This window comes from Prevotella sp. HCN-7019 (assembly GCF_037890215.1).
Lineage (GTDB): Bacteria > Bacteroidota > Bacteroidia > Bacteroidales > Bacteroidaceae > Prevotella.
Genome location: NZ_JBBKBO010000001.1, coordinates 561334 through 583506 on the forward strand (window position 1 = coordinate 561334; position 22173 = coordinate 583506).

At 49.1% G+C, this 22173-nt stretch carries 16 protein-coding genes; 6 read left to right on the forward strand and 10 right to left on the reverse strand.

What is annotated here, in order from left to right:
- The first annotated feature begins 37 nt into the window (after positions 1-37).
- From WKT13_RS01970 to WKT13_RS01995, 6 genes are all read left to right on the forward strand, one after another.
- Entirely contained in the window at positions 38-367 is a 330-nt protein-coding gene (locus WKT13_RS01970) for an ArsR/SmtB family transcription factor (protein WP_340322595.1), read from the forward strand.
- 70 nt (positions 368-437) lie between these two features.
- Entirely contained in the window at positions 438-668 is a 231-nt protein-coding gene (locus WKT13_RS01975) for a thioredoxin family protein (protein ID WP_298619044.1), read from the forward strand.
- Positions 669-678: 10 nt separating this feature from the next.
- Positions 679-1083, forward strand: a complete 405-nt coding sequence (locus WKT13_RS01980; protein WP_340322596.1) for a nitrophenyl compound nitroreductase subunit ArsF family protein — start codon at positions 679-681, stop codon at positions 1081-1083.
- A gap of 7 nt (positions 1084-1090) precedes the next feature.
- Positions 1091-1804 carry an aromatic aminobenezylarsenical efflux permease ArsG family transporter gene (locus tag WKT13_RS01985; protein WP_340322597.1) on the forward strand — a complete coding sequence of 238 codons (714 nt, stop codon included), beginning with the start codon at positions 1091-1093 and terminating at the stop codon, positions 1802-1804.
- Positions 1801-2250, forward strand: coding sequence for an arsenate reductase ArsC (locus WKT13_RS01990; protein WP_340322598.1), 450 nt, complete (start codon positions 1801-1803; stop codon positions 2248-2250). The genes WKT13_RS01985 and WKT13_RS01990 overlap by 4 nt, the downstream gene beginning before the upstream one ends.
- Before the next feature lie 39 nt (positions 2251-2289).
- Complete coding sequence (locus WKT13_RS01995; RefSeq protein ID WP_340322599.1) at positions 2290-3258, forward strand: permease; 969 nt, start codon at positions 2290-2292, stop codon at positions 3256-3258.
- A gap of 489 nt (positions 3259-3747) precedes the next feature.
- On the opposite strand, the gene WKT13_RS02000 is transcribed toward WKT13_RS01995, so the two are convergent.
- From WKT13_RS02000 to rpoN, 10 genes are all read right to left on the reverse strand, one after another.
- Positions 3748-4761: a DUF4973 domain-containing protein gene (locus WKT13_RS02000; protein ID WP_340322600.1), complete on the reverse strand. Its 1014-nt coding sequence runs from the start codon at positions 4759-4761 to the stop codon at positions 3748-3750.
- A 40-nt stretch (positions 4762-4801) separates the two neighbouring features.
- Positions 4802-6895 carry a RagB/SusD family nutrient uptake outer membrane protein gene (locus tag WKT13_RS02005; RefSeq protein ID WP_340322601.1) on the reverse strand — a complete coding sequence of 698 codons (2094 nt, stop codon included), beginning with the start codon at positions 6893-6895 and terminating at the stop codon, positions 4802-4804.
- Between the two features lie 36 nt (positions 6896-6931).
- Positions 6932-10072 (reverse strand): SusC/RagA family TonB-linked outer membrane protein, encoded by a 3141-nt coding sequence (locus tag WKT13_RS02010; RefSeq protein ID WP_340322602.1) that lies wholly within the window; start codon positions 10070-10072, stop codon positions 6932-6934.
- A gap of 21 nt (positions 10073-10093) precedes the next feature.
- Complete coding sequence (locus tag WKT13_RS02015) at positions 10094-11518, reverse strand: IPT/TIG domain-containing protein (protein ID WP_340322603.1); 1425 nt, start codon at positions 11516-11518, stop codon at positions 10094-10096.
- Positions 11519-12664: 1146 nt separating this feature from the next.
- On the reverse strand, positions 12665-13624 hold the full coding sequence (locus tag WKT13_RS02020; RefSeq protein WP_340322604.1) for an aldo/keto reductase: 960 nt from the start codon (positions 13622-13624) through the stop codon (positions 12665-12667).
- A 108-nt stretch (positions 13625-13732) separates the two neighbouring features.
- Positions 13733-16900: a GH92 family glycosyl hydrolase gene (locus WKT13_RS02025; RefSeq protein ID WP_340322605.1), complete on the reverse strand. Its 3168-nt coding sequence runs from the start codon at positions 16898-16900 to the stop codon at positions 13733-13735.
- A gap of 361 nt (positions 16901-17261) precedes the next feature.
- Positions 17262-19115 carry a 4-hydroxy-3-methylbut-2-en-1-yl diphosphate synthase gene (locus tag WKT13_RS02030; RefSeq protein ID WP_340322606.1) on the reverse strand — a complete coding sequence of 618 codons (1854 nt, stop codon included), beginning with the start codon at positions 19113-19115 and terminating at the stop codon, positions 17262-17264.
- Positions 19116-19199: 84 nt separating this feature from the next.
- Positions 19200-19706 (reverse strand): 5-(carboxyamino)imidazole ribonucleotide mutase, encoded by a 507-nt coding sequence (gene purE / locus WKT13_RS02035; RefSeq protein ID WP_298619025.1) that lies wholly within the window; start codon positions 19704-19706, stop codon positions 19200-19202.
- Positions 19707-19792: 86 nt separating this feature from the next.
- Positions 19793-20410 carry a phosphatase PAP2 family protein gene (locus tag WKT13_RS02040; protein WP_340322607.1) on the reverse strand — a complete coding sequence of 206 codons (618 nt, stop codon included), beginning with the start codon at positions 20408-20410 and terminating at the stop codon, positions 19793-19795.
- Between the two features lie 49 nt (positions 20411-20459).
- Positions 20460-21965, reverse strand: a complete 1506-nt coding sequence (rpoN, locus tag WKT13_RS02045; protein ID WP_340322608.1) for an RNA polymerase factor sigma-54 — start codon at positions 21963-21965, stop codon at positions 20460-20462.
- Positions 21966-22173: the final 208 nt, after the last annotated feature.

A 22173-nucleotide genomic window follows, 5' to 3' on the forward strand; every position in this document is an offset into this window, starting at 1 on the left:
GGATATTGTTCGTATATTTGCAAACAATATCGGAAATATGAGTGAAAAGAAGGAATACACGGCAATGCAGGAACAGCTGGCGCGTTTTGCCAAGGCGCTGGGCCATCCGGCACGTATAGCAGTGATGCAGTTTCTGGCCAGACGCGACACCTGCTATTTCGGAGACATACACGAGGAGTTGCCGATAGCAAAGGCCACGGTGTCGCAACACCTGAAGGAACTGAAGGACGCAGGTCTGATACAAGGCGAGGTTGAGGCTCCGAAGGTGAAATATTGCATAAACCGGGAGAACTGGAAACTGGCGAGCGAGATGTTCGGAACATTCTTTGCGCACTGCGAAAAGAAGAAGGGGAAGTGCTGTGAATGAACTTCCTTTTTTTTAAAAACATTGTTCGTAGTTTTGCGAATTACGTTTAACACTATAAAAATATTAAATTATGGAAATCAAAGTATTGGGTACCGGCTGTGCCGGATGCAAGGCGTTGTACGCCACAGTTGAAGAAGTTGTTAAGGAACTGGCGCTCGACGCCACAGTGACAAAGGAGGAGGACATAGTGAAGATAATGGATTACAACGTGATGACTCTTCCCGCGCTCGTGGTGGACGGCAAGGTTGTGGCAAAGGGCAGGCTTACTGCTGCCGAGGTGAAAGCATTGTTGGAGAAATAAAGGTGCGGTGATGAAAAGACTAATACTGGCGGCACTGATGTGTGTGCTCACGCTGGAGGCCCTGCCGCAGAACACGGGCGCTGACTATGTTGAGGTGTTATACTTTCACGGTAAACAGCGTTGTCTGACATGCCGCGCGATAGAGAAGTATGCCAAGGAGACGGTGTATGCCGACTTTGCCGACATGGTGAAAAAGAAGAAGGTGCGCTTCAGGGAGGTAGATATATCGACTGACGAGGGCGGAGAGCTTGCGAAGAAGTATCGTGTGAGCTGGTCGTCGCTCTACGTGAACAGGCACAAGGGCAAGGCGGAGACGCGCAGCGACATGACGGCATACGCCTTCAAGAACGCGCGCAGCAACACCAAGGCTTTCAAGGACGCTCTGAAACAGAAGATAACACAACTGTTGAAATAGGACGTATATGGAGTTTCTACAGACTTTGGCAGACAATAGCGGCATACCGGTTGTGACGGCTTTCATCCTGGGACTGCTCACGGCGGTGAGCCCCTGCCCGCTCGCTGCCAACATAACGGCGATAGGTTACATAGCGAAAGACATGGACCGGCGCGGCGCCATATTCATGAACGGTGTGCTGTATACACTGGGGCGTATGGTGGCTTACTCTGTGTTGGGCGGCATACTGATAGCCGTGGTGCGCAAGGGTGCTGACACGTTTTTTATACAGGACGGCATAAGCCGTGCTGGTGAGTGGCTTTTCGGTCCGATACTCATTGTCTGCGGACTGCTGATGCTGCTGGGCGACCGGCTGCGTTTTCCGGAGATAAAGCTGTTGCCTTCGGCCGACGGCAGGAGACGTAACGGAGCATTGGGAAGTCTGTTGCTGGGTGTGCTGCTTGCATTGACGTTCTGTCCGGCAAGCGGACTGATTTTCTTCGGGATGCTTATACCTATGTCGGTGGTTGAGGGCGAGGGCTACGTGCTGCCAGTGGTGTATGCTCTGGCGACGGGAATACCTGTCGTGATCGTGGCATGGGTGCTGGCCTACTGTATCAATGGTCTGGGACGGTTCTACGACCGTATGCAGACTTTCAGAAAAAGGTTCGGCCGTGTGGCGGCGGTATTATTCATAGGCACGGGCGTTTATTATTCACTTGTTAATTATGGAATTTTATGAAGATACTTGTTTTGTGTACGGGCAACAGCTGCAGAAGTCAGATGGCCCACGGATTTCTGGAGTCGTTTGACAGAAACATGACCGTCTGCTCGGCAGGCACGCGGCCTGCTGAAAGGGTGAACCCCATGGCTGTGAGCGTGATGGCGGAGGTGGGCGTGGACATAAGTGACCACGTGCCGACAGACGTAAGCAAATATACGTCGGAGGAATGGGACTATGTGATAACCGTCTGCGGAAATGCCGACGCCACGTGTCCGGTGTTTGAGGGCAAGGTGGGCAGGCGTCTGCACATGGGATTTGACGATCCGGCTGAGGCTGAAGGCACCGAGGAAGAAGTGAGAAGCGTGTTTGTAAGGGTACGCGACGAGATAAGAGACGCGTTCTCGCGCTTCTACATAACAGAGATATTGAAGCGCTGTATGCCAGAATGCAGCTGCGGAGAGTGAGTGTAAGGATTGTTTCCGAGGATATAAGATAATACTTTTATGATACAGAGTTTTGCAGACTGGATGGTCTATTCAGTCATGGGGCTTGACGCCTCAGGCGCTGCCGGCAAGGCGGTGAACTTTTTTGTGTACGACACTATAAAGATTGTGCTGCTGCTTTTTCTGATAAGTGTGGTGATGGGCATTGTGAATGCTTATTTCCCGATAGAGCGTCTGCGCAATTATCTCACGACGCGTAAGCTGTACGGATTCCAGTATCTGTTTGCGTCGGTATTCGGAGCGGTTACTCCTTTCTGCTCCTGTTCGTCCATACCGCTGTTCATCGGTTTCGTGAAAGGCGGCATACCGCTCGGCGTGACATTCGCCTATCTCATCACGTCGCCGCTTGTGAACGAAGTGGCTGTGGCGATGTTTCTGGGTACGTTCGGATTGCGAGTGACGCTGATATACGTGGCAAGCGGCATCATACTGGGCGTATTGGGCGGTTTTGTGCTCGGAAAGATGAGGCTGGAACCGTATCTGAGCGACTGGGTGAGGCAGATGCAGCAGAATGCATCGAGAGACACGGCGGAATGGGAACGGCAGCATACACCGTTCATGAAGCGTCTGCCGGCGATTGTGAAAGACGCTATGGGCATTGTGAAAGGCGTGATATGGTATGTTGTGGCAGGAATAGGCGTGGGCGCTCTGATGCACGGTTATGTGCCGGAAGGCTTTTTTGAGAGCTTCATGAAGGAAGCAGGATGGTTGTCGGTGCCGCTGTCGGTGTTGCTGGCTGTGCCTATGTATGCCAACGCGGCAGGCATAGTGCCGGTTGTGGAGGTGTTTGTGGCAAAGGGTGTACCGCTTGGCACATCGCTGGCATTCATGATGGCAGTGGTTGGTCTGTCGCTTCCGGAAGCCACGTTGCTTAAGAAGGTTATGACTTGGAAGCTTATTTCGGTGTTCTTCGGTGTGATAACATTCTTTATAATTCTTTCCGGTTATCTGTTCAACATTATTCTTTAATGTGAGTTTGATACAGGATTTGGAAACTGATGTTGTTTGAATACTTATAGCAATTTAAGGTATCGTCAGTTTTAACGTGTATTTTCCGAGTTGTGAAACGGGCTGTTCTGTGTTGCGGAACGGCCCGTTTTAGCATGCGAAATGGGCTTTTTCGGGGCATGAAACGGCCTGTTTCAGGCTGCAATACGGGCTTTTTCATACTGCGATATGGGCCTTATTGTTTATTGTTTTTCTGATAATGCCGTAATCAGGTATGAACAAGTGTTTTTTGCATCGTGCGGCGTGTTGTCAGAACAGCATGTTAGTGGCTGGCTTGCTTGTATGTGTATGCATGATGGATGAGGGGCTGTCTGTAAATCAGTACAGGCAGAAAGGACATGATTGTGGCGGACTTGCTGCATGTGAATGAATATAAAGAAACGGGATGCACCATGAAAGTGCATCCCGTTTTTGAATTATGCAGTTATCAGCATAATGTTCGGAACTTTATTACCACAGGATAGCCTGATCCTCGTCCGGAATGAGTGTGTTGTACTGACGCTCCATTGTCATGTTACCCTTTACGTGGAAGCGTATCGGGTTTTCCGGATCAGATGTTATGTCGGTGTACTTGTAGTCGAGATACATTGTTGTGATGCGGCGCTCCAGATAAGGTTTTGTCGCATGTTTGATGACCTCGTAACGATATGTGCAGTCGCCGCTCTTTTCAAAGTTGATGGCATTTGCAGGGTCGCCGGCGCTGAGTGTAAGCGGACCGGTGATGACACCTTTATCGTCTTTCACACCTTCTTCAAATCTTGTCACGATCTTGTAGAGTGCACGGTTGATGTCTTCACTCCAGGTTGTTCCGGCAAGGAAGAACACAGTTCTGTCGTCAACTACGCGGCATTCACGGTAGTCTTCAACTGCACCGTCAGACTCCTGACCGTCAATGTAAACGTACATGTTTGATGATGCATAGTTTCCTGAGAAATCGTTGTACAGTTTGACATTTAGCAGAGCCTTATACCATCCGTTGCGGATATTGATGTTGTATGAAGGATCGCGGTCGATTGTCAGAGGGAGAACCCAGTTTTCCTGTGTGTTGAGACCTTTGAGATTGAAGTCGATTGTATATGTATTTGTGTTCTGACCGGCTTTTATCTCACATGTCTGGGACGGGAATGAGTAGTACTGTTCCGGTAATTGCTTGAACCAAAGGTCTTCGCGTCCGGAAGCGAATCGTTCGCTGTTGAGAATTGCGAGTGTGTCGTTGTCGACACTGATCTTCACAACATAATTCTTGTCATTGGTGTTTGAACCGCTTATGATCACAGGCACCTTGTATTGTCCGCTTCCGTCTTCCTGATAGCGGATGTATATGTCATACACACCGTTGCTGCCTACAGGAGCCTTGAACGATACAAGCTGTTCGTAAAGCTCGTCCTCCCATTCGTCGTTGCATGATGTGAACATGCTGCACATCACAGCAAATGCTGATATGATAAAATATATTTTTTTCATTGTCTTAATCTTTTATATTATCAATGATTGCGTGAATTTATTATTCATAATCTCTCCATCCCGGAGCCTGTGTGAGGTTCTTGTTACGTCTGAGCTCATCCCATGAAACAGGCCAGAAATACTGTTTGCGTGAGAATGATGTCTGCAGTTTCGGAACTCTGACTGGGTTGTAGAATTCAAGAGCATTTCTCTTGTCCATCAGAGTGTTGCATCCGTAAATCTGTTCAGACTCGTGCTCTTCGGCAATCTTCCAACGACGAAGGTCGAAATAGCGCTGGTTCTCGGCGAAAAGCTCTACCTGACGCTCGTGTACGATTGCATTGAAGAACTGGTCGCGGTCTGCGTAAACCTCGTCTTTGTAGTCTGGCACACCTGCACGCATCCTTACCGGTTTCACACCACGACGCATTTCGTTTACATCACGGCTTACTGTGTAAGTCTGTGTACCGTCCCAAGACTGAACCTCGTGGCTTGATGTGAGGTTGTTAACAGCCTCTGCATATAGCAACAGAATGTCTGCATAACGCAATGCAGGATCTGGTTTATCTTTAAGCAGAGCATTGTTACCTACATTGATATCGTAAGGATGAACATATTTCATCACACCAATACCGGTGTTTACCCAACGTTCGTTGCTGTTCACACGGCCGTCGTTCTCTCCACGATAGTAGAATATCTGCTGGTTGTGGTATCTGTCTTCTGTTGTACTTGCACCCGGCCAGATTGTTCCACTATAAGCAACGGAAGCATAGAAACGCGGTTCGCGGTTTGCATAACCCATGTATACACCGTTGTCAGGCAGGTGGTCGTATGGATGCAGGTTCTTGTTTCTTGCATTTGTGAATTCGTTGCCGGCACCGTATTCAGCCATTACGCGGTCGATGTCGAACGGTGTTCCATCAGCCATATCGTAAGCGTCACACTGTTTCTGGGTTATACCATGGATATTCCATCCACCGAGCGAGTTAGGCAACTGGTGTTTAACAAGCTGTTTTACACCCTTATCTTCTTCTGCACCTTCCTTATCTGGAGGAGTCAGATTGTTGCCACGGTCATTCTGACCACGTGTGAAGATGATTTCCTCGTTCTCTGCGATAGAGAGCTCACCGTTGAATACAGAGCGGTAAGACTCGAACGGATCGATGTCAGCCCAACCATCCGGGAAGTTCAGACTTGAATAAGGTTCGCATACAGGCGGTGTGATAGTTGTAGGATAAGACGTGTCTTCCGCTGATTTTCTTACTCCAACAGTGTGTATTTTGTATACGCCTGCCTGATCGTTGTAATCAAGGAAGTCTTTTCCCGCAGCAACAGCCAGAGCCCATTTTCTTTCGTCGTATTCCTGAGAAATAAGCTGGCGGCCGGTCTTGTCAGTGAAGTCTGCCATTTCTGTGTTGCCGTTGTAAAGCGGACTGGCAGCATAGGTCAGCACCTTTGCACGCATGGCAAGTGCGGCACCCTTGGTAGGACGTGCACTGTTGAGGTTGTCGCGTCTGTCCGGAAGGCGTTTTGCAGCTTCGATCATATCCTTACAGATGAAGTCAACGCACTCATCGAATGTATTGCGTGGGTAAGACATATCGTCATAGCTTGCACTGAAATCGGCACCTTCATCCGGCATGATTGGCACAGGACCGTATTTGCGGATAAGCAACCAATAGAAGTAGGCACGCAGGAAGTGTGCCTCGCCGATGAGTACATCAATCTCGTCCTGGGTAAGACCTTCGTTGGCGTGTGCGTTGTGGATGAATACAGAAGCCTGACGTATTGCAACGTATGACCAAGGCCATGAGTTTTTGTAATATCCGTCATAACCGTTGTTGTATCCGTCGCCGTATTCGCCGAGTTTGAACTTGCGGTAACGGTCACCGTTATTGCCTTCGTTGAAGGTCATGTCGTCGCAGAAGTTTGTTGGATTCTGGTCGCTGTGACCTATTTCGATATTGTCGCCCTGCAGACGGCTATAACTCAGAGAAAGCCATTCAAGTGTATTGGTCTTGTTATTGAATATGTGTTCAAGCGACTGTTGGTCCTTGAAGTATTTGTCTGTATCGAGATAGTCGGAACAGGACGTCAGAGCTGCTGTTGCACACACTGCAGCTACTCCGGCTATCATATATTTGTATTTTTTCATATCTGTTATCTTTAGATTATTATACGAGTGTTGTAATTACAGATTTATTGTCATACCAAGTGTGAAGGTCTTTGACAATGGATACTGCTGTCCGTCGCTGCTGCCAAGCTCCGGATCCCAAAGATCAAAATCAGAGAATGTGAGCAGGTTGGTAGCCATGAAGTAGAAGCGTACGTTCTGTATGTGCATGCTCGAAACGAATGCCTTTGGCAGAGTGTAACCAATTTCAAGGTTCTTCAGACGCAGATAAGATCCGTCACGCAGCCAGTATGTAGATGCGCGGTTGTTGTTTGAGTTGTTGCCGTAGGTCAGACGAGGATATTTAGCGTTCACGTCTTCGTTCTTTCCGAGAGACCAATAGTTGTCAACAACGTCAGTGAGGATGTTACCCCAAGAGCCTTGGCTGAACGGATATACAGTGAAACCGTTGATGAAGAAAGATGATTTGCCTACGCCTTGGAACAGAACATTGAAGTCGAAGCCTTTCCACTGTGCTGATACACCGAAACCGTAGATAAGGTTAGGCTTTGTTGTCGAGCCGATAGGCACGATATCGTTGTCGTCAATCTTACCGTCACCGTTGATGTCCTTGTACTTGATGTCACCGGGAGCGATTTCGAAGTCACCTTTGAGTGCTGACTGGTCCGGGCTGTAACGTATGTCGTCATAATCTTTGAAGAGTCCCAAAGCAACAAGACCTCTAGCCTGATCAACGCGATAACCGGCTACACGGCTGTATCCGTAGTGGCTGTACTGCTCATCGTATTCGAGAATCTTGTTCTTGCTGTAAGTGAAGTTACCACGGATTGTGAAGTTCACCTGACCTAACTTGTCGCTGTAAGCAAGGTTACCGTCAACACCAGTTGAACGAACTTTACCGATGTTTGCAGAAGGCTGCTGTGAATTGGATACACCGATAATCTGTGGCAGATAGTTGCGTGTCATGAAGATACCGTCACGAGTCTCGCGGAAATAGTCGATGGTACCGCTGAATTTGTTTTTGAACAAATAGAAGTCAATACCTATGTCGTGCTTCTTTGCAACCTCCCATGTGATGTTCTCGTTTGCGAGCATGAGGTAAGAGATACCATTGTAAGTGTAATTTGATGAACCGTAATCTCCGTATATGTAACGGTCATTGTCGTCTGTCATGAAACGGCCCTGGAACGGGAAACGTGTGTCGAGGTAGTCGTTACCTACTTTACCGTAAGAGTAGCGGATCTTGAACATGTCGATCCATGGGGCTGCCTTCCTGATCCATGGTTCCTCACCAAGGTTCCATGCTGCTGAGTATGCCGGGAAGAAACCGAAGCGGTTGCCTGCTGCAAAGTTCTCAGAACCGTTGTAACCAAAGTTGAAGTCAACGAAGTAACGGTTTGCATAACCGTAGGTGAAACGTCCTGCGAGTCCCTGATGACGACGGTCGATGCCCTGGATGGTACGTTGGAAGTCGATGTTCATCTGTTTGATTGGGTCTTCGTCTTTCTGATCAACGTATGTGTTCTCAGAGTTGTTGGTTGTTCCGTCCTGTGAGTATTTCAGAATTGCGCCTACCTGATGCAGACCGAAGTTGCGGTCGTAGTGCAGTTCAGCCTCGAAATATTCTTTCTTCTGACCGTTAGAATAAGGTATGGCGATCATGAGCTGCTCGTCTACTTTCTTTGTGAACACGAGTTCACCCTCGCTGTCGCGCAGACGTTCTGCCTGCCATCCTTCCGGAGCCTTCCAGCGTTTGTTACCATTGTCGGTGTAGATATCGTAACCATAGCGTACTACAGCTTTAAGTCCAGGAGTGATGAAACCGAAGTCCTGTGTGAGTTCTGCAGTTGTGTTGATGGTGTTTTTCCAGATCTGGTTGTAACCATACTGTGTTACAAGTACCCAAGGATTGTTTTTGCCACCGGAACCCTGTGAACCCCATCTTCCGTTCTTATATTTTACAGGAGTTGCGATAGGATTGTATCCCATGAGGGATTCCCAGATCTCATTATAGATAGAACCCGGCTGGTTCTGTTTTTCAAGAGCTCCGGCAACACCGATCTTCAGAAGAGTTGTTTTGGTGAGGTTGAGGTCGAAGTTCATACGATAGTTCCAACGATGATAGTTGGCGTTGGTCTTGTAGTCTTTCAGAGCAGAGTCGCTGTTGTACATACCACCTTCCTCGACATAGCTTACAGATGCATAGTAGCGTGCGTTTGAACCACCACCATTTACATCTACGTTGGCGCGGAATGTCGGGGCACCGTCCTTGAGAAGCATTTTCATCCAGTCAATGTTCGGGAAAACCTCAGGGTCGAGCTGATTGTCGAGCAGATATAGGTCGTCTGCGCTGTATGCCGGAGACATATTGCGGCTTTCGAGAGCTTCGTTCATCAAGCGGGCGTATGTGCTTCCGTCAACGAACTCTGGAGTCTTTGTACGTGTGTTGTAGCTGTATTCAACCTTTCCGTTGATACGGGTCTTACCGTCGCGTCCGCGTTTTGTTGTGATGAGCACAACACCGTTTGCACCACGTGAACCGTAGATAGCAGTTGTAGAAGCGTCCTTGAGGACTGTGAAGGTTTCAATATCTTCAACGTTGATGTCGTTGAGGTCACGCTCGAAACCGTCGACAAGTACGAGTGCGCTGCTTCCAGCACCGAATGTAGAGATACCACGGATCCAGAATTCTGATACGTTGTCACCAGGGTTACCTGTGGTCTGTCTTGCGAATACACCAGGAACAACACCGGCAAATGAGTTGGAAAGGCTGGCTGTAGGAGTGCGGAGCAACTCAGGATCAACCGTTGTCACAGCACCGGTAAGAGTGATTTTCTTCTGTGTACCAGTACCGGTTACGACAACTTCGTCGATAACATTGTCTTCCTTTGTTTTCATCTTTATGTTGGCAGTTGTCTGCTCCTTGATGAGCACTTCCTGCTGTTCCATACCGATATAGTTGAAAACGAGTCGTGTGTAAGCAGGTATCTTTATTTTGTAAACACCTTCGGCATTTGTTACAGCACCGAGACCGGCTTCATCTTTTGGCATTACACTTACGCCGATGAGCGGTTCGCCGTTTTCGTCAGTAACAGTACCGGTGACTTCTATCGTCTTTTCGTCATCTTGACTTTGTGCCGAAATGCTTATAAAAGGAGCGCATACGGCAAGCAGAAGCATTATTATAAAATTCCTCATAGCTTGTATTGGATTATTTGGTTATTCTCTTGTGATATAGCGTATTCCCTTATTGTCGTTATCGCCGATGTACCAAGTCTCGTCGGTCTCGTCGTAAGCAATTCCGGCCGGGGTGTGGAAACGTGCTTCTGTGAGCGGATCACCGTCGATGTATCCTTCAACTTTACCGTCGGCATTCTGATTGCTTCGTCCGGCAATGATTGTTGCTACACCGTCAGGAGTAAGCTTCCATATACAGTGGTTTGCCTTTGCGCAGAAATAGAAGTCATATTCCTCGCCGTCAGGTCTCGGGTTCTTGACATAGTCTTCGTTCTTAACGAACACGCCGGCCCAAACTTCCTGGAATCGTGCTGTAGCACCTGTCCCTTCCTGACATCCGTTCTGTCCGAATGCACCTGCTATGATAATAGGTGTCTCAAACATGTTTGTCTTTTCGTTATAGTTTGACCTGAGTACAACAGGAGCGCCTTCCATGGTGATGTACATGTATTTTCCTGACGGGTGAAGTATCAGACGCATGTGCTGTCCGTCGGTCTGTGTAAGTGCTGTAAGGGCAAAGCAGCGTGTGCGGTTAACGTCGGTATTAGGTATTTCGCCTGTCGGATTCTCCATTCTGTAAACTGTGGCGTTTGTCCATGAAGAGTAGAACTTGGTTCCGTTAGGCAGACAAACTACGCTGTATGCGCAAGGTCCGTAGTTGTAAGGACGAAGTTTCTTGAAGCCTTCTGAGCGCAGACAGTAGTACAGGTTCGGTTTTGTTTCGTTAGAACCGTTTCCGTTGTCATCAGGGAAGATGAGTGTGTCGCCGTCGGCTGTGAATGAGAATGAATACATACAGCTGTACTGTGAACGTGCGAACAGTCTGCTTACAGTTCTCTGTGTGAGGTTGAGCACACGCAGACCGTCGTAGAAGTTACATGTAAAGAGCAGACGGTCGCCACCTGTTTCTGCATATTTAGGGTCGAATACCATCCAGTCGTTTGACGGTACAGATGCTCCGTCGTCGAAGCTACCGTCTGTGAAACCGGAGTTTCCGTATTCGTCAACAACGCGCAGAAGTGTTCCTACAGTGGTCTTTGCGACATAGTTGAATTTTTCTTCAAAAGTATAAGGTTCGGTCGCTGGTTTTCCGTCTTCGCCATCAATGGTTACTGTCACGTTGCCGTCATAAGAGCGTTTCTGTACCATGCAGTAGATTATTTCTCCGGTCGATCCAATGACTTTCGCTTCCTGTCCGCCGACATTGACGTGGATCTTCGTCTCGTCGGTTCCGAAGTTCTTTCCGTAGATGTAGAGGCGCGTTCGCACCTGTCCTTCTTTTGGACTGAAATCAGTAAACACAACCGGTTGTGATGGATCGTAAGATGTGGACTTACCGTCATCATCGCTACAACCGATAAGCATCATGCAGCATAGAATTGCTGAAATAATGAACGTTTGTTTCATGTTGGTTAAATTTTGAATGGTTTTAGTGAGTTATGCTCACCGTATTATTATTATTAGGGTTATTCTTTTTTAAAAGAAGTGTGTTTTGATAATTTTTAGGCTTTCGGTTTAAGTCTTTTATATCGGTGCAAATATAGATATAATTTCTGTTAAGAATAAATTTAAAAAGATTTTTTTTTGAACATCAAAGTTAAAAACAGTTAATGTGTTTTCGGAATTATTATTCTCATTTGTTAAATATATAATGTTTTTCTGTAAACAGACACTGTCGCAGGCAGACAGTATCTGTTGATTATTGGCCGATTATTCTGCATATTGTTTTTATCATACAACTTGCATATATGTACACATATTCTGTGACATATATGTTCTGTATTAATTCAACGGTGATGGTTTACAAGAAACGGTTGCGTCAACATTGTATCGGCATTGTTTCCTTAATATGAAATAGAAGTCAAAGGGGCAGTTACGATTTTTCAGTACCCTGCGGTTTTTCTGTCTGAGTTTTCTGTTCTACCCCGAAAAATTTTCGCGAATTTGCGCGCTGACTCTCCCTCGGACGCAAATACGCGAATTATGAGAAGTTTTTGTAAAATATTGAATGCCAACAACTTATGTTTGAGGTGTGTTCTTCCGCCCTGCAATAAGCACCATTTTGGCATGCGATATGGCCCATATCAGGGGCTGAAACGGCCCAAACCACGCCCTGATATGAACTGAATCGGACCATGAAACGGGCATTATCGAAATGTCGTTTGAACTTTCCGGTACTACGTTACGGGGTATATGACATTGCAGTACATTCTGAAATGGCCTTTATAATACCGGATAGGACATTGCCGTACATCTCTTTTGCGATTTTATTTTGTCAAAAAAAAGTCAAGAAAATCTGTAAGTCAGCAGTCAGAGTTTTCTTTAAAGATGCCGATATCATGCGCGAGGAGGCATACGGGATGCATGCACCTTTCCGGCGGTTGGTATATACAGGTGGCAACAACATGAATTTATTGTTACGTTAGCAGACCATCTTCAATGTTCATACCATCCCGCATTATCCGTAAGTTTTTCTTCATTCCGTGGAGATTAACGAATAAAACCAATCTCCACGGAATTTCTATAGAGTCATAATATACGGACCTCCCTGCTTCAGCCTTTATTTATGCATTTAAGGTTTTCGGCCAGTTGTTCCACGCTGCTTGCACCTATGAGCACTGATGTGACACCGCGTTGTTCCAATACCCATCTCAGTGCGCTGCGTGCAAGTGTCTCTCCCCTGCCCTGCGCTTCATCGTTGAGCTTCTGCAGACGGTTCAGCAGTTCCGGTGTCAGTGCCTCGCGTTTGAGATGTTCGCCGCGTGCCATGCGGCTGTCGGTGGGAATACCGTTCAGATATCTGTCGGTGAGCAATCCCTGTGCCAGTGGCGAGAAGGCTATGAAACCGATGCCGTGGTCGGCACAATAGTCTGTGATGCCTTGTTCCTGAGGTTCATGGTCGAGCATATTCAGCCGTCCCTGATATATGAGCAGCGGCACATCGTGTTCTCTCAGATACTTGTCGGCAGTCTTCAGAGCCTCGAGCGGCCATCGCGATATGCCGGCATAGAGAGCCTTTCCGGCACGCACTATGTCTACGAGTGCCTGCAGCGTCTCTTCCAACGGCGTGTTCGGGTCGAACCGGTGGCTGTAGAACAGATCGACATAATCGAGATGCATGCGCTTCAAACTTTGGTCGATGCTTGCCATGAGATATTTGCGCGAGCCCCAGTTGCCGTATGGTCCGGGCCACATGTCGTAACCGGCCTTGGTCGAAATGAACAGTTCGTCGCGATACGGACGCAGGTCGTCGTCGATGAGCCGGCCCATGGTCTCCTCTGCCGAACCGTATGGCGGGCCGTAGTTGTTGGCAAGGTCAAAGTGGGTGATGCCGTGGTCGAAGGCATAGCGTGCCATCTGGCGGCTGCGTTCATAAGGCACTGTGCCTCCGAAGTTGTGCCACAGTCCTAAAGATACTTTCGGGAATAGCACTCCGGAGCGGCCGCACCGTGCGTACATATCGTTGTTGTCGTAGCGTGTGGCGTCTGCAACGTATCGAGGTGTTATGTCCATGTGTTTATATATTTATGTAAGATACTGTGTTCGGATTGTAAGTTTCTTTTATGATATGCGGTTCAAGTCCTGTCATGATTTGTCTTTACTCATGCGGAAAGTTCCGTTTCAGTCAGCTCCCCAGCTTCTGTTTGGAGTGTCACCCATTTGTATCTGGAGGTATCCGCCTTTCAAAACTTCTTTCTGTAATATTCTGAAATCGTTGACAGGCTTGCCGTTCAGTGTGACGTTCTGAATGTATTTATTCTCCTTGGACGCATTCTTTGCTTCTATTACAAATTTGTCGCCGCGTCCATATTTCCCGTTCAGATGGATTGTTATCTTGGGATATCTTGGTGAGCCAAGTTCGTAAACAGGCTCCTGAGAGCATCCTCCGTCCATCTGGAACATACCTATGGCGCTCATCACAAACCAGCTGCTCATCTGTCCCAGGTCTTCATCGCCCGGGTAAGCGTCGTAAGGAGTGGTACCGTAATACTGTTCCTGGATTGCGCGTACCCATTTCTGTGTCAGATATGGTACGCCAGCCCAGTTGAAGAGATAAACCACTTCCATCGATGTTTCATTTCCATGGTTGATTGGATAATTGGAAAAATCATCACCCGATGCGTTGAAGTTAGCGTATGACGATTTCCCCATCGCCTCGTCCAGTCTCTTGATGAATCGTTCCTTTCCTACTTTTTCTATGAGTTGTTCAGGATGGTGCGGTACAAACCATGAGTAATTGAAGGCATTGCCTTCTGTGAATCCCGGTGTGTGATATGGATCGAACGGTTCCGTCCAGTTTCCTTTATCATCCTTCGGACGGATGAATCCTGTTTCCGGATCGAACAGATTTTTCCAGTTCTCTGAGCGCTTGTCAAAATATTTATAATCGTCTTTCTTGTCCAGCAACAGGGCCATCTGTCCAAGACACCAGTCATCGTAGGCGTATTCAAGAGTATTTGACACCAGTCCTTTCCAAGCCGGAATATATCCGTATTCCATGTATGGCACGAGATGTTCCACTCCTACAGTTCCTCCACCTTCATATTTCTGCGGTGCCACTGTCAGCATCTTCTTCAGACCTTCGTAAGCTGTGGGCAGGTCGAAATCACGTATTCCGCTCTGCCATGCGCCCAAAATCTGTGACACAACATGCATGGCCACCATCACACCTGTGTGTTCCACTCCGGCCGGATCCGTATTGAACCATCCGCTGTTCTTATACAGCGTGATGGCGGAGCGCGCCCATTGGCTGGATATCTCGGGCGTTATCAGATTGAACAGAGGCTGGTTGTCCCAGAAGGTGTTCCAGTATTCTCCGCTGACAATGCAGTCGTCCGGTTGCGACAGTTGTCTGATCTGTTCACGTTCGTCCCTGAAACGTCCGTCCACGTCGCTCCATATGGCCTTTGCCGACAATGCTCTGTATAAGTTAGTATAGAATTTTCTTTTCTGCAGATAGTCGTCCGTTTCAATCTCTATGCGGCCTAAATAGTTGTCCCATACGGAACGGGCGTTCTGTACCACCTTCTCAAAATCCCATCCGAAAGGCATGTTTATTTCCTGTTCCAGATTCTTTCGTGCACCGTCTATGTCCACAAGCGAGACACCTGAGCGCACAATTATCTCCTCACCCTCCTTTGTCTTGAAGTTAAGGAACACTCCGGCGTCGCCTTTCCCTTTCAGTTCGGATATATTTGTCAGGATTTCGGGTTTCGATGAAAATTCGTGATTACGGTTCCAGTTGCCTATGTATCCCGTCACAGCTTTCACGCTGTCGTTTGTCCATCCGTTCATGGACTCGAACGGTTTGCTGAACTGCAGTACGAAATACAACGTGTATTCCTGCTCCAGCGAATAGCCAGTGAATGCGTTGTAATAGGTTGCATATCCGTATATCTCGCTGTCGCTTTGCTTTGTTACAACGGCTTCCTTCAGGTTGTGAGGATATTCGTTGGGTGCGAACAGGTCAATCAATATACGTGAGTCGTCTCTTTCAGGGAACGTATAGCGCTGCATGGCGGCGCGGCGGGTGGATGTTATTTCTGCCTTAATATGTGTGTCGGTCATGTAAACAGAGTATTTGCCCACCCTGGCATCCTCTGTTGCTTTGTCTATACGCGAGCGATAGCCTTCGTCCGGGAAGTCCTCTCTGCCGGGATTCACCTGGAGCTGACCGCATGTCGGCTGCATGATAAAGCCGGTCATGGTCCAGTCGCAGAAATGATTGAAGCCCATGATATTCTCTATGCTGTATTCGTAGCCGGCCTTCCATATCTCGTCTTGGTTGTCGGGAGCTATCTGCACCATGGCCAGCGGCAATGTTGGCGACGGCTTGAACATCCATCTTGAGTTTCCTGTTCCCATCAGCAGGTCAACATAATCCGCATACGTATGAAGCGGTTGATGGCTCCGTTCTATCTTTCCTGTGAATATAACCTCATTGTCTGCTTTGATTCGGAATGTCTGTGTACGTTTTCCTTTTACGGCCGGAAGCAGTATTTCCTGTATGCTTTCTCCCGGTTCTATTTTTCTCGTACAGCTTTTCATTCCCTTGGTCTCAAATGTAAGCGTCCGTGCTTTGTCATATTGTATCATGTCCACCAGTACCGGCTGATAGTATTTTCCGTCGCGTTTGTATTCGAACGGAGCTGCCTTTACGGATCGGATCAGACTTGATGTCGCTTTCTTCAGACGGCATTTGTCGGGCGTGTTCAGTTTTATCTGGTCAAACACACACCAGTATCCTTTTATAATACCCAGCTGTATGCGGTTCATTCCTTGCTTCAACCATCCGACGGGGAATTCTATTGTCCATTCTTCCGGTGCGGCTTTTTCTTCTCCCTTGAGCATTTTGGCCGATGAACGCCCTTTGAAGTCTTTTTCAAATCTGTGTCCGTTTATCTCTACACGCCATCGTGTTGTGGAAATGTTGTTTATTCCGGCGAACGAGATTACAAGACTGCAATTTCCTTCCTGTGCCAGTTTCTCCAGTTCAAACTGTATCACCGGGAAATGCCTTGGATGATAACCGGACCAGTAACCGCCGCCTCCCCATCCGTCCTGTGGTCCCGGAAAGGCGTATGGCCAGTCTTTTCCTGCATCGGAATATCCTATGTAGTATGTTTTCACACCACTGTTTTTCATCAGAAATTTCTTGTATTGGTCCGGTGCCAGTGCAAACTCCGAGGCAGCCCCGTCTTTCTTTCCTATTTCAAACAAAACATGGTTGGCTGCAGTGGCATTCATGCTTAGCAGCAGAAAAGCTACGATACTTAATATCTGTTTCATGTTGTGTTGCTGTTGGTACGAATCAACACCGGTCACTTCAGCGGCTGATTCACGGTTTGAAGTTATTGACTTTTTAGATTTATAATGCGGTTTACAGGTTTTTTCTGTGTCTGTTTATGCAGAGTATGATATTCTTGTGTGAATTGTATGTATTCATGAAGAATATGTATGTGGAGGTTTTTTAAATCATTCAGCCTGTCAAATGGGTGTTTAACAGGCTGAATGATAACCCTTAATACGGTTGTATTTCGGTTGTTCCGGATTTGATGAAGCGACAGACACACATTGTTTCTGCTGATTGTCAGGTAGTCTTTCAGACAGTGTTTCTGTGGTCTGTCCTTTCGGTTTATTTATTTTCCGTCTATTGTTGTGCCTTGCGGTCGCTGTAGATGAGTGCGAGCAGATGCTCCACAGCCTCTTCCTCCAGAATGTTTTTCTCCACACACTCCTTGCGGCGGTAGAGCGAAACCTTCCCCACTCCGGCTCCCACGTATCCGTAGTCGGCATCGGCCATTTCGCCCGGACCGTTTACAATGCACCCCATAATGCCTATTTTCAGTCCGCGCAGATGTGCCGTTGCGGCTTTTATGCGTGCTATGGTGGTGCGCAGATCGTACAATGTGCGTCCGCATCCCGGACAGCTTATGTATTCGGTCTTCGATGTGCGGAGTCGTGCGGCCTGCAGAATGGCGAATGCAGTGTCGGCAATGTCGCGCAGTGCAATGTCGCCGTTGTTCATCAGCCACAGTCCGTCGGTCAGTCCGTCGGCCATGAGGGCGCCCATGTCGGCGGCCGCCTCAAGCTGCAGGTCTGCCTTTTCGGCTGCGCTGTGGTTATACATCTGTGCAAAGACAACGGGATTCTTCACTCCTGCACACATCATTTCGTGAACCAGTGCGCGCTGTTCGCCCGTACGGTTCTGGTGGTTGCTCATGCATACGGCCACCACTTCCGGGTGAGCCTTCAGACATGCCGTGTATTCCTCAACAGGTGTACCGAACTGCAGCACGAGGAACTTCAGCGGAGCTTTCACGAGCGATATGAACGGTATGGCGTTCGAAGGGAACACCGGGAATACGTTCTCGCTGCCGTCGTAAGCACCGAAATCCACAATGTATCTCATGCCTTCTATGCGGTGTTCGGGCAGAGTGGCGCCACAGTATATGTAGTCTGGTGTAGTGTCCGTGCCGAAGCTGTCTGCCGTTTCGTTGCCTGTTCCGTTCACAATCACTACAGGCACGCGGTCGCCTCCCACGTTTCCGACTGCGGTTGTGGCGCGGCGTTCCGGATGCAGCCAGTCGAATGACGGTGCTGCGGTGCCCGGTATGAGCATGTGTCCGGCGCGTTGTGTCATGTAATCTACCAGATGTTTTGCTACCGGAATCTCGGCTTCGGGTTCTTCGCTGAGCGAGACACGTATGGTGTCGCCTATTCCGTCGGCCAGCAGAGCACCCATTCCTACGGCGCTTTTTATGCGTCCGTCCTCACCCTCGCCTGCTTCGGTCACACCGAGATGCAGCGGATAGTGCATGTCCTCTTCGTCCATGCGGCTGACGAGCAGGCGCACCGAGCGCACCATAACCATGGTATTGGACGCCTTTATGGATATCACCACGTCGTCGAACTTCTCGCGTTTGCATATACGCAGAAACTCCATGCAGCTTTCCACGATGCCTTCGGGCGTGTCGCCATATCGCGACATGATGCGGTCGGAAAGAGAACCGTGGTTCACTCCTATGCGCACAGCCGTGTGGTTTTCGCGGCATATATTGAGGAACGGAACGAAGCGCGCCTCTATCTTCTTCAATTCGGCGGCGTACTCTTCGTCGGTGTACTCCAGCTTCTTGAATGTTCTAGCCGGATCGACATAGTTGCCCGGATTCACGCGCACCTTTTCTGCGTAGAGCGCAGCCACGTCGGCCACGTTAGGATTGAAGTGTACGTCGGCCACGAGTGGCGTGTCATAGCCTTTGGCACGCAGTCCGGCGTTGATGTTCTTCAGGTTCTCTGCCTCGCGCGTACCCTGTGTGGTGAGTCTCACGAGTTCGCCTCCGGCCTTTATTATGCGTTCTGCCTGAAGCACGCATGCCTCGGTGTCGTTGGTGTTTGTTGTCGTCATCGACTGTACTCGTATCGGGTTGTCGCCGCCTATTGCGACGCATCCGGCCTGTGCCACGGTCGATTCGCGACGTTTATAGTTGAACAAGTCTGTCATTCCGTATTTCCTCCTGTATCTTTGTTGTGGATTGTCTTGTGCCGCTTTGGGCCATCATTCGGCTGCCGCCTGTGTGTGCGGTTGTCAGTTTGTCTTGAAGTCGTACTTCACTTCGGCCAGTTCCTTGTTGGCCTTCTCTATCTTTGCGCCCAGTCCTGCCTTGTAGTCAGCCAGACGTGCAGCCACTTCCTCGTCGGCCAGAGCTATCATCTCCACGGCCAGTATGGCAGCGTTCATAGCACCGTTCACACCTACTGTCGCTACAGGAATTCCCGGTGGCATTTGTATTATGCTGAGCATTGCGTCCAGTCCGTCGAGCATACCCTTGATAGGCACGCCTATAACGGGCAGTGTTGTCATTGCTGCTATCACTCCGGGCAGTGCGGCTGCCATTCCCGCACCTGCTATTATCACTTTTATGCCGCGTCCCTTTGCTTCCTTTGCAAACTGCTCCACGGCCTGCGGAGTGCGGTGTGCAGAGAGTGCGTTCACTTCGAAGGGAATCTGCATGTCGTTCAGAAACTTGCATGCTTTCTCCATTACGGGCATGTCGCTTGTGCTGCCCATGATGATACTTACTAATGGTTTCATGTGTCGTTATGTTTTTATGTTGTGTTATTTTATTCTTATTAAGAGTGTGCCTGTGCTGTTTTCGGGGCGTGTCCCCTGCCCTGCCGCTAAACTATGAGCACTGTCCAGTAGGCCAGGAACCATCCTGTGACAAATCCCGTGACCACCTGTGCGAGTGTGTGCTGACGCAGAATCATGCGGCTTGTGCCCACTGCTCCGGCCAGTACGAGCACGAGGCAGAGCCACCATATGGGGTTGAACATGAAGATGAAGGCGAAAGCCATGAGTGCGCCCGCCACTCCGCCTATGGCCGCTGTATGGGTGGATATCTTCCACCATGTGTTGATGAGCGCGCACACAATCTGTATGAGCAGTGCCGCTATGAGTATGCTTATCATGAAATGCGGTATGTGGAACAGCGCCATTACGTAGCAGCATGCGAAGTAACACACGATGGATATGACGTAAGGCACGGCGCGCCGCTCCTTCACTCCAAGCTGATGCAGAGTCCATCCGCGGTTGCGTCGGTAGACACGGATGAGCAGTGTGGGCGCGAGAATGGTGAAAATGTAAACCAGCGCGAGCACCGTGAGTTTGTATTGCCATGGCAGCAGACTTAGATAACTGAACGTGAAAAGAGCTATCAGTCCTACCAACGACAGATAGAACGGTGTGAAAATGATGCTCATTATCCTTGCTGCCAGAATTATTGTTTTTCCTTCCATTTGTCTATTGCTTGTGTCACAGTTGTTGCCGTCTTGCTTTTGCGGGCCGTCATTTGCGCAGGCGTGCCACCGGTATGCCCAGCTGCTCGCGGTATTTTGCCACGGTGCGCCGTGCTATGGGATAGCCCAGTGCGGCCATTTCCTTTGTTATGGCGTCGTCGCTCTTGGGTTTGCTCTTGTCTTCCTTGGCAATGATGTCCTTGAGAGCCATCTTTATCTTGCGCGTGGACATCTCTTCGCCGTCACCCGTGGTGTAGCCGTCGGAGAAGAAGAAGCGCAGAGGGAACGTGCCCCAGTTGGTCTGCACGTACTTCACGTTGCTCACACGCGATATCGTAGAGATGTCGAGTCCCGTCTTGTCTGATATGTTTTTCAGAATCATCGGGCGCAGGTCGGCCTCGTCGCCGTCGAGGAAGAACTTGCGCTGCCAGTCTATTATGGCCTGCATGGTGATGCGCAGAGTGTGCTGACGCTGCTTCACTGCCTCGATGAATCCCTGCGCACGGCTCACCTTCTCCTTGGCATAGAGCAACGCTTCCTTGTCGCGGCGTGTCATGTTCGCCTTGTTGTTGCGGTAGGTATCCACGAGTTCGGCAAACGATGGCGACACCTTCAGCTCGGGTACGTTGCCCGTGTTTAGTGTGAATGTTATGTCGCCGGCGTCGCTTGTATCCACAATGAAGTCGGGAGTTATCTGCTGCAGGTTGCTGCCCTGCGTCTCGCCGAGCGACGCTCCCGGCTTGGGATTGAGGCGTCGCAGCTCGTCCTGCAGACGCTGAGTTGTGGTATCGTTTATGTCGAGTGCGGCCTGTATCTTGTTCCAGTGTTTCTTCGTGAACTCGTCGAAGTGGTTTTCCACCACCTCCCTCATCAGTCTTTTTGTCTCGCTGTCGGGTCTGCGCTCTATCTGAAGCAGCAGACACTCCTGCAAAGAGTGCGCTCCTATGCCCGCCGGATCGAATGTTTGCAGTATGGCTACTATGCGGTCCACCTCTTCGGGCGTCACGTCGATGTTGTAGTATATGGTCAGCTCGTCGCTGATGCTCTCCGAATCCTTGCGCAGCAGACCGTCGTCGTCGAGCGAACCGATGATGTATTCCATCACCTCGGTGCTCTTTTCGTCGAGGTCGGTCTCACCCATCTGTTCCTTCAGTTTGTCATAGAATGATGTGGTGTCGCCGTATACCTTCTCCTCATACTCCGCTCCGTTGTTCTCTTCGCGGTTATACAGCGCCGGCATCTCGTCGTCGCGGCCTATGTTCTCCAGCGCGTTGTTGAGCGCATCGTCGCGTTCTTCGCGTTCCTGCATGGTGTCGAAGTCGCCTTCCGAGGCATCGCTGTCGTCGTGGTCGTCGCCTGTGTCGGCCATTGCGGCAGCCGAATCGTCGTGCGGCAGTGCTTCGAGTGCGGGGTTGTCGTCAATCTCCGCGTTGATGTTCTCCTCAAGCTCGGCCAACGGCATTTCGAGAAGTCTCACCTGCAACATCTGTTGCTGCGAGAGCTTCTGCACCTGCTGCAGTTTCTGTTCCTGTGACTGTATGAGTTTCTGAGCCATGTATACGTGAAATTGATGTTTGTAAAAAGACAGTGCCGGCCTGCCCTGTGCGGATCTGTTTCCTTATTGTCGGGCGCAGACTGTCTTTTGCAAAGTTATAAAAATTATTGTGGCTCATCAAAGAAAATAATGAAAATAATGTTTAAGCAAGGCGGAAGGCGCGGCGGCACTGGATGCGATGGCTTTCCGGCTATGGCTGGTTGCCGTG

What these genes read in the sequence shown, in the direction of transcription:
- WKT13_RS01970 (WP_340322595.1), top strand. Translation starts at nt 38, where the DNA reads ATGAGTGAAAAGAAGGAATACACGGCAATGCAGGAACAGCTGGCGCGT.
- WKT13_RS02025 (WP_340322605.1), bottom strand. Translation starts at nt 16,900, where the DNA reads ATGAAACAGATATTAAGTATCGTAGCTTTTCTGCTGCTAAGCATGAAT.
- WKT13_RS02000 (WP_340322600.1), bottom strand. Translation starts at nt 4,761, where the DNA reads ATGAAAAAAATATATTTTATCATATCAGCATTTGCTGTGATGTGCAGC.
- rpoN (WP_340322608.1), bottom strand. Translation starts at nt 21,965, where the DNA reads ATGGCTCAGAAACTCATACAGTCACAGGAACAGAAACTGCAGCAGGTG.
- WKT13_RS01980 (WP_340322596.1), top strand. Translation starts at nt 679, where the DNA reads ATGAAAAGACTAATACTGGCGGCACTGATGTGTGTGCTCACGCTGGAG.
- WKT13_RS02020 (WP_340322604.1), bottom strand. Translation starts at nt 13,624, where the DNA reads ATGGACATAACACCTCGATACGTTGCAGACGCCACACGCTACGACAAC.
- WKT13_RS01995 (WP_340322599.1), top strand. Translation starts at nt 2,290, where the DNA reads ATGATACAGAGTTTTGCAGACTGGATGGTCTATTCAGTCATGGGGCTT.
- WKT13_RS02015 (WP_340322603.1), bottom strand. Translation starts at nt 11,518, where the DNA reads ATGAAACAAACGTTCATTATTTCAGCAATTCTATGCTGCATGATGCTT.
- WKT13_RS02005 (WP_340322601.1), bottom strand. Translation starts at nt 6,895, where the DNA reads ATGAAAAAATACAAATATATGATAGCCGGAGTAGCTGCAGTGTGTGCA.
- WKT13_RS02010 (WP_340322602.1), bottom strand. Translation starts at nt 10,072, where the DNA reads ATGAGGAATTTTATAATAATGCTTCTGCTTGCCGTATGCGCTCCTTTT.
- WKT13_RS02030 (WP_340322606.1), bottom strand. Translation starts at nt 19,115, where the DNA reads ATGACAGACTTGTTCAACTATAAACGTCGCGAATCGACCGTGGCACAG.
- WKT13_RS01985 (WP_340322597.1), top strand. Translation starts at nt 1,091, where the DNA reads ATGGAGTTTCTACAGACTTTGGCAGACAATAGCGGCATACCGGTTGTG.
- WKT13_RS01990 (WP_340322598.1), top strand. Translation starts at nt 1,801, where the DNA reads ATGAAGATACTTGTTTTGTGTACGGGCAACAGCTGCAGAAGTCAGATG.
- purE (WP_298619025.1), bottom strand. Translation starts at nt 19,706, where the DNA reads ATGAAACCATTAGTAAGTATCATCATGGGCAGCACAAGCGACATGCCC.
- WKT13_RS01975 (WP_298619044.1), top strand. Translation starts at nt 438, where the DNA reads ATGGAAATCAAAGTATTGGGTACCGGCTGTGCCGGATGCAAGGCGTTG.
- WKT13_RS02040 (WP_340322607.1), bottom strand. Translation starts at nt 20,410, where the DNA reads ATGGAAGGAAAAACAATAATTCTGGCAGCAAGGATAATGAGCATCATT.